The sequence below is a fragment of the Magnetovibrio sp. PR-2 genome, assembly GCF_036689815.1.
In the GTDB taxonomy this organism is placed as follows: Bacteria; Pseudomonadota; Alphaproteobacteria; order Rhodospirillales; family Magnetovibrionaceae; genus Magnetovibrio.
This window is the reverse complement of record NZ_JBAHUR010000028.1, coordinates 1-7,321: the sequence shown is the minus strand read 5'-3', so window position 1 is coordinate 7,321 and position 7,321 is coordinate 1. Positions and strand designations below refer to the sequence as shown.

The 7,321-nt window shown below is 55.2% G+C and carries 5 protein-coding genes; 4 read left to right on the top strand and 1 reads right to left on the bottom strand.

Annotated features, from left to right (window positions below):
• The first annotated feature begins 160 nt into the window (after window positions 1-160).
• Window positions 161-2,527 carry an EAL domain-containing protein gene (locus tag V5T82_RS18000; RefSeq protein WP_332897062.1) on the top strand — a complete coding sequence of 789 codons (2,367 nt, stop codon included), beginning with the start codon at window positions 161-163 and terminating at the stop codon, window positions 2,525-2,527.
• 23 nt (window positions 2,528-2,550) lie between these two features.
• Here V5T82_RS18000 and V5T82_RS17995 read toward each other — a convergent pair whose 3' ends face one another.
• The gene (locus V5T82_RS17995) at window positions 2,551-3,117 is read right to left on the bottom strand and encodes a hypothetical protein (RefSeq protein WP_332897061.1); all 567 of its coding nucleotides are present in this window, start codon (window positions 3,115-3,117) and stop codon (window positions 2,551-2,553) included.
• 242 nt (window positions 3,118-3,359) lie between these two features.
• Between V5T82_RS17995 and cimA the strand changes: the two genes are divergently transcribed.
• The 3 genes from cimA to V5T82_RS17980 all read left to right on the top strand — a co-directional run bounded on the left by cimA (window position 3,360) and on the right by V5T82_RS17980 (window position 7,220).
• On the top strand, window positions 3,360-4,970 hold the full coding sequence (cimA, locus tag V5T82_RS17990) for a citramalate synthase (protein ID WP_332897060.1): 1,611 nt from the start codon (window positions 3,360-3,362) through the stop codon (window positions 4,968-4,970).
• Window positions 4,971-4,973: 3 nt separating this feature from the next.
• Window positions 4,974-5,780, top strand: coding sequence for an RNA methyltransferase (locus tag V5T82_RS17985; protein ID WP_332897059.1), 807 nt, complete (start codon window positions 4,974-4,976; stop codon window positions 5,778-5,780).
• A gap of 147 nt (window positions 5,781-5,927) precedes the next feature.
• Complete coding sequence (locus V5T82_RS17980) at window positions 5,928-7,220, top strand: hypothetical protein (RefSeq protein WP_332897058.1); 1,293 nt, start codon at window positions 5,928-5,930, stop codon at window positions 7,218-7,220.
• Window positions 7,221-7,321 lie beyond the last annotated feature (101 nt).

The window sequence follows — 7,321 nt, the reverse complement described above, 5'->3', positions numbered from 1 at the left end:
CCATGAGATGGGGCCGAATGTGGTTGTGAGAGGGCTGCTGAGTGTGGGATACTGACATGTGTCTAAAACGCCGGGCAGAACACCCTGTTTGTTTGGAGTTCATGCGCAAAAAGTGCTATGAACTGAATAAGATAGATTAAAGACTAGGTGCTTGACCCGTATGGGCGATAAAACAGAAAACACCTCCAGTCACCCGTCTGTGGCCCAGGACGGTGCTTCACACGCCGAAGCACGCGGGGTTTTGCGCACCCTTTCGCATGAAATGCGAACGCCTCTAAACAACATTATTGGTTTTGCCGACATGATGAGCGCCGAGATGCTTGGCCCCATGTCGCACCCGCAATACCGTGATTACGCCGAAGATATCCGCAAGTCCGGTCAAAGCATTCTCGATCTGCTTAACGAATTGTTGGAAGATCAGCGCTACGAAAACATCACCGAAAGCGACGAACACCACGCGAGCCTGATTGATTTGGCTCCGGATTTGATTGCCATTTGCTCCATTGATGGGGCGCTCCAGGTTCTCAATCCCGCAGGCTGCGCGATTTTGAGCGTGGAAATGGATACCGCGACACTGCATTCCATTCGCAACTTTATCCACCCCGACTACACCGCCATTGTGGACGACGAGTTTGCCGCCCTGCTGGAAACCAAGCGCCGCACGTCCATGAAAATGATGGCCGAAGACGGGCGTGAAGTGGACGTGGATGTTGCGGCTTCGGTCTATGAAGAAGAAGACGGCCATCCCACCCAGGTGATGATCGTGGCCCGCGACGTGACGGAGAAAAACCGCCACTACCGCGAGGTGATCGAGCGTGAAGAGTTTTTGCGCACCATCATGGAGACCACGGTGGACGGTCTGATCACCATTAACGAAATGGGTGTGATCGAAACGGCTAACCCGGCGGCCGAAAATATCTTCGGCTATGACGCCGATGCCATGGTCGGCGCGAACATGGCCGAATTGGTCCCCAGCTCACGCGGTCGCCGCCAATCCGACAGCGCGGCCGCGATCAAAAACTTAGAACACGACATTTTGGAAAGCACGTCCGGGCGTGAAGTCACAGGGCTGCGCAAAAACGGGACCAGCTTCCCGTTGGAAATCAGTATGTCTGATTTCAAATTGCGTCACCGCATGCACTACATCGCCGTGGTCCGCGACATTACGGAGCGCAAAAAGAACGAAGACAAATTGAAGTTCTTGGCCACGCGCGATCCGTTGACGCACTTGCCCAACCGCTATCTGTTTAACGAACGTTTGTTGGAAAGCGCGCAGAATTCCGATGAGACGGGTTCGAAGCTTGCGGTCTTGTTTATCGACATGGATAACTTCAAACACATCAACAACGCCATGGGTCACGCCGCAGGCGATGTTGTTCTGCAATTGGCGGGCAAGCGTTTGGAATCATGCGTGCGCAACCGCGACACCATCGCACGTTTGTCTGGGGATGAGTTCACAGTGATTTTGGAATCCGTGAACGAAGACGAAGAAGTCGAAGCCGTCGCCACACGCATGCTCAAAGCTTTGAGCCAGCCGTTCCATGTTGACGGGCAAGAGCTCTATAGCTCCGGCTCCATCGGTGTCATTGTTTATCCTGATAGTTGCGACAACGTTGATGAGCTGTTGAAGAATGTCTACACCGCGTCCCATCATGCGAAAAAACAGGGGCGTAATAACTTCCAATTCTATTCCTCGACCCTGAGTGCGAACGCGCTACGGCGTATGGCTATTGAACACGGTTTGCGCCATGCTCTGGAGAATGACGAATTCCATCTGGCCTACCAGCCGAAGGTCGACCTTTCGACCGGACGCATCATCGGTGCGGAGGCTTTGGCCCGTTGGACCAATCCGGATCTCGGCCCGGTTTCTCCGGTGGAATTTGTCCCGGTCAGTGAAGAGACCGGCCTAATTGTGCCCATTGGCGATTGGATTTTGGAAAAAGCCTGCACCGAAGCCAAACAATGGATGGATGTCGGCCTTGAAGATGTAAGCGTTGCCGTGAACTTGTCAGTACGCCAGTTCCGCCAAGGGACGCTGGCCGAACGGGTTCAAGAAATTCTGGGTTCAACCGGCCTGCCGTGCACCAATCTCGATTTGGAACTCACGGAAAGCATGTTGGTGGAAAATGCCGAACAGACCGTTCAGGTGTTGCGCGAACTCAAAGCCCTGGGCGTGTCGCTCAGCATCGATGATTTTGGCACGGGCTATTCTTCGCTCAGCTATTTGACAAAATTCCCGCTTGATAGCCTGAAGGTCGACCGGTCCTTCGTGACAGGCCTTCCGGATAATCCTGACGCGGTGACCATGGCCAAAGCCATCGTCAATATGGCGCAGAACCTTGGGCTGAAAATTATTGCCGAAGGGATCGAGACTGAACGTCAAAGCGCGTTCTTGCATGCCTTGGGCAGTGACGTCGGTCAGGGCTATTTGTTCAGCCGCCCCGTGTCTTATGAAGAATTCGTCCGCTTAGCCGGCGGAAACGTCACGCCGTTCCCAGTTGACCAGGTGCGCAAGCCCTCAGCATAAACTCTTCGAAAAATTCAGAGTGATTAGTCGAACAGAGCGTCGATGTCCGCCTGTGCGTTACCGCCAGACTCTTCGGCGGGCTCTGGTTCGGAACCGATGATGTTGTCGATTTCTTCTTGGTCCATGGTGGTTTCGGACCCGTGAATGTTGGCCGAACACATGTCCATGATGCGCTGAATGACTTTGGACAGCGCGCTGGCGTTGATGCGCACCAGCTCCATATCGCCCATCATGATATCTTTTTCCAAACGGTCCACCGACGTCAAAATCAGGTGATTGATCTTTTCGATGTTTTGTTCGAAGGGCTCTTTGAACTTGGGCGGTGCATGGTCGTAGGCTTCAACGGCAAGCTCTTTATCCGCAATGGTGCTGTCGCGGAAGTGGTCCTTGTAGTCTTTGGGGGCCCACATCTTGGCCTCTTCCAAAAGCTCCGGCATGTCGCCCAGCATTTCCAAGGTCATAACCAACTCATTGAAGTGGTTCAGGTAATCCGTCGCGAGCAGGGTTTGTTCATTGACGTTCGTGCCCGTACACCGTTCGCGGTACTCAGGATATTGATAGTCATGCTCGAAATCGAAGTCTCCACTCATGGGTTCTTCATAGCCTTAAAATGGTGCGCCGTTTCCCCAACTGGGCGCTCAACGATAAGAATGGTGGGGCGAATCATTGCGTTTCCAGAATATACATTCAATACGGTCCCGCCAACCCCAGCTTGCAGGTTTCGTAATCATCTTGGAAAACGTTGGAAACCCTTGTGTGCACGTGCGAAATTGGGCATTCTGCAGGGCTTAAACGATGAATAACCACCAAGACCGCTAGGACCACCCCGACCATGAGCGCCAATCGCGTTTACATTTATGACACCACACTGCGCGATGGCGCACAGACCTCCGGCGTTGATTTCGGCCCGAAGGATAAGGACGCCATTGCGCGCGATCTCGACGCTTTGGGTGTGGATTATATCGAAGGCGGTTGGCCCGGCGCGAACCCGACGGACGACGCGTTTTTTGAAAACCTGCCGACCCTGCAGACGTCGCGCATCACCACGTTTGGGATGACGCGGCGCGCCGGGCGCAGTGCGGACAACGACCCCGGCTTAAACGCATTGCTGGCCACCGATGCGCGCGTGGTGTGTATGGTGGGCAAAGCTTGGGACTATCAAGTCGACGTCGCGTTGGGGATTGAGCGTCAAGAAAACATCGCCATGATCGAAGAAAGCGTGAAGCACGCTGGAACACGGCTAGACGAAGTCATGTTCGACGCCGAACATTTTTTCGATGGCTACAAAGCCAATGCAGAGTTCGCCATGCAGTGCCTCAAAGCCGCCGTGGACGGTGGCGCGCGTTGGGTGGTGCTGTGCGACACCAACGGTGGCACCTTGCCGTTTGAAATTGATGAGATCGTGACTGAGGTCTGCAAATCCATTCCCGGTGAAAAGGTTGGCATTCATTGCCACGACGACACGGGCAATGCGGTGGCAAACTCACTCGCGGCGGTGCGTGCCGGTGCGCGCATGGTCCAAGGCACCATTAATGGCTTAGGTGAACGCTGCGGCAATGCAAGCTTGGTCAGCGTCATTCCGTCGTTAATGCTGAAAATGGGTTTTGAGACGGGCATCTCCGCAGACGGTCTCAAACGCTTGAGCCATGTCTCCCACGCATTGGATGAGCGCCTCAACAGGGCACCCGACCGCCACCGCCCCTATGTGGGCGAAAGCGCCTTTGCGCATAAGGGCGGCTTGCATGTTTCAGCAGTGGAAAAAGATCCGAAGTGTTATGAGCACGTGCCGCCCGAAAGCGTCGGCAATATGCGTAAAATTTTGGTGTCCGACCAAGCCGGGCGGTCCAACATCTTAGCGCGCTTTCGCGAAATCGGGATTGAAATCGAAGACAAAGACCCTCGCGTCGGCAAGCTGTTGGACAAGGTTAAAAAGAAAGAAAAGCAGGGCTATTCCTACGACGGTGCGGATGCCAGCTTTGAGCTGATGGCGCGCCGCGCCTTGGGCGAAGTGCCGGAATATTTCCGCTGCGCTAGCTTTCGCGTGATTGACGAGCGGCGCTGGAATGTCATGAACGATCTGGTGACCCAGTCCGAAGCAACGGTGAAGCTGGAACTGCATCCCGACAGAAAAGAAGAAGACCAACAAATGGCCGTGGCCGAAGGCAACGGTCCTGTGAACGCGCTGGACGCTGCCATGCGTAAAGTTTTGTTGCCGTTGTACCCCAGCCTCAAGGACTTGCGCCTGGTCGACTATAAAGTGCGCATCCTCACACCGGGTGAAGCCACTGCTGCCGTCACCCGCGTGGTCATTGAAAGCATGGATGATCAGGGTCGCCGCTGGTCCACCGTGGGTGTGTCGGGCAACATCATCGACGCGTCCTACAACGCATTGCGCGATTCCATCGTCTACAAGCTGTTTCGCGACGGGATCAAAGCGGCATAAGTGATGGCGCATTCTCCGACCTCGACCAAACACCGCCGCCCGGCCAAAACCGCTGCCGCCGAAGCCGCAGCCGAAGGCGGTCCTGCGGTCATTTTGGTCAAGCCTCAATTGGGCGAAAACATCGGCATGGTGGCCCGTGCCATGTTGAACTCGGCGCTGTTGGATTTGCGCTTGGTGGCACCGCGCGACGGTTGGCCCAACGATGTCGCCTGGAAGACGGCTTCGGGTGCCGACATCGTTTTGGATAATGCCCGCGTGTTTGAGACCACCGAAGACGCCATCGCGGACTTGGGCCATGTCTTTGCCACCACGGCGCGCGCCCGCGATATGTCCAAAGACGTGCTGACCCCGCGCGCCGCGTCTCACGAAATGTTGGAACACCGCCATGCAGGGGTGAAGACCGGCGTGCTGTTTGGCAAAGAGTCCGTCGGCCTGCACAACGACGACATCGCCTTGGCCGACAGCATCTTGATGGTGCCGCTCAATCCAGGCTTCACGTCCTTGAACTTGGCCCAGGCGGTTTTGCTGATGGGTTATGAGTGGTTCCAAACCGCCCAAGCCACAGACCGCCCGGCAGAAACTTTCGAAATCCGCCTGGACACGCGCCGTGCCACCAAAGAAGAGTTGGTGGGGATGTTCGAACACTTGGAACACGAATTGACGGACTGCGGATTTTTGGGCGTCGAAGCGAAAAAGCCCGGCATGATCAGAAACCTCCGCAACATGTTCCAACGCGCTCGCATGACCGAACAAGAGGTCCGCACCATGCGCGGTGTGATCGCGGGATTGGTGAAGAAGCGCAAAAGTTAGACCTTAGTTCGTCAGATTATTTCTTCCTGTGGACGCTATGTGAACAGAATGTTACTGTTCGGGCGTTGAGGGAAGAGGGTTGCCAGACCCCAAGCCATAGAAGCTCTGAGATATTTTAACGTTGGACCTATTCTCTAAGGAGGAGACATGGGCGCCATTGGGTCTATGCGTGTGGTGGTGACGCCGCGCGACGGCGTGAAGCCGTGGGAGCTCCCGGCCGGGATGTGGTCAAAGGTCGGGTTGTTAAAACGCTTGCGCCTGAAACGGACCATCTCCAATCATATCTTGCCCTTGCTGCAAAGATTGGAAGAACTCTATCTGCACAAAAACCCCAAAACCACAGCACGCCTGGTTGGTCGCACCTTAGCCGAACTCGAAGAAGACGATCGCGCCATCGAGATCGGCCTGCGCTTGTTTGAGCTCGCCCTGCAAGAGGGATTGATCGAGTTTCGCTGCCTCGACGTGGACGGGAATCCGGGACATTTGATCACCGAAGGCCCCGTGGGCAGTTGCGGATTCTCTGTTATTGAGGCCAACGACCATTACCTTGAACGCGCCATGGAGATCATTTTGCGCAATGTCCAGTCCAGCCAAGACAAGGCCGTGTTGGACCATTTGGGCAAAATGAAACTGAAAGACGCCCGCGAGCTGCGTGGTGTGCGTCAGCTGGCGCAGTTTGACGCACTCGCCATCAAGGAATTGAAAAAAGGCTTAGGCGGGAACTTGGAACTGCTGTTGGTTCAGGACAAGCCGTTTTTGGATACACTTTTGGCGCAAAAGCCGGTGGGGTTTGTGCGTGCGTTGCGTTTGTCCTTGGGCAAGAACTTTTCCGAAATCCTCAAGTGGGACCCAACGTTTATGACGGCGGTCGCCGAAGGCCTGGACCACAGTGCCAAGATCAAAGCGCTGGGGCCGGAAATTCTGTCCATCGAAGACCCCGACGTCGTGCGCGCGTTCGGCACGTGGTCCATGAAGGAAGCGAAGCCCAAGCAAGGCGAGAAGAAAAAAGGCAAGACTTACGTCACGCGCATCGCCCAGGTGAAAAAGAACATGGGCACCCAGTTCACCATGCTGTTGACGGCCAATCCGGACTTGGTGATGGAAGCCGGCCATTGGACCACCAATGAGATCAACAAGATGAGAGGCTTCTTGCCGCACCTCACCCACGAAGTCATGAGCGCCATGGGCCCGCTGCCGTTTGATCTGCGCGTCAGCATGTTGGAAGGCCTGTGGGACCGCCTGGGCCGCAGCTTTGTCGAAGAAGACATGAAAACGCCCCAAGGCACTGCGGTCATCCAAAAGATGGTCAAACAAGTCCAGGTGATGATGGCCAAGGGCAATTCGGGCAAGAACCTGAAAAAGATGATCTCCGACACAGAAGTCCTCGACGGCGCCATGATGGAATTCATCAACAAGAAACGCTTTGCGGGCTTGGGTTAAAGACCGGCTCAATCGTTATTGCTCCTGCGCAAGGCAGGAGCCTATGGGTTTATCTGATTAAAGTTTCTGAGAAACACGGCTGAGCCGTCGCCCATGGATTC

Coding starts and splice junctions, on each gene's coding strand:
- cimA (WP_332897060.1), top strand. CDS start 3,360: ATGAGCGCCAATCGCGTTTACATTTATGACACCACACTGCGCGATGGC.
- V5T82_RS17980 (WP_332897058.1), top strand. CDS start 5,928: ATGGGCGCCATTGGGTCTATGCGTGTGGTGGTGACGCCGCGCGACGGC.
- V5T82_RS18000 (WP_332897062.1), top strand. CDS start 161: ATGGGCGATAAAACAGAAAACACCTCCAGTCACCCGTCTGTGGCCCAG.
- V5T82_RS17995 (WP_332897061.1), bottom strand. CDS start 3,117: ATGAGTGGAGACTTCGATTTCGAGCATGACTATCAATATCCTGAGTAC.
- V5T82_RS17985 (WP_332897059.1), top strand. CDS start 4,974: ATGGCGCATTCTCCGACCTCGACCAAACACCGCCGCCCGGCCAAAACC.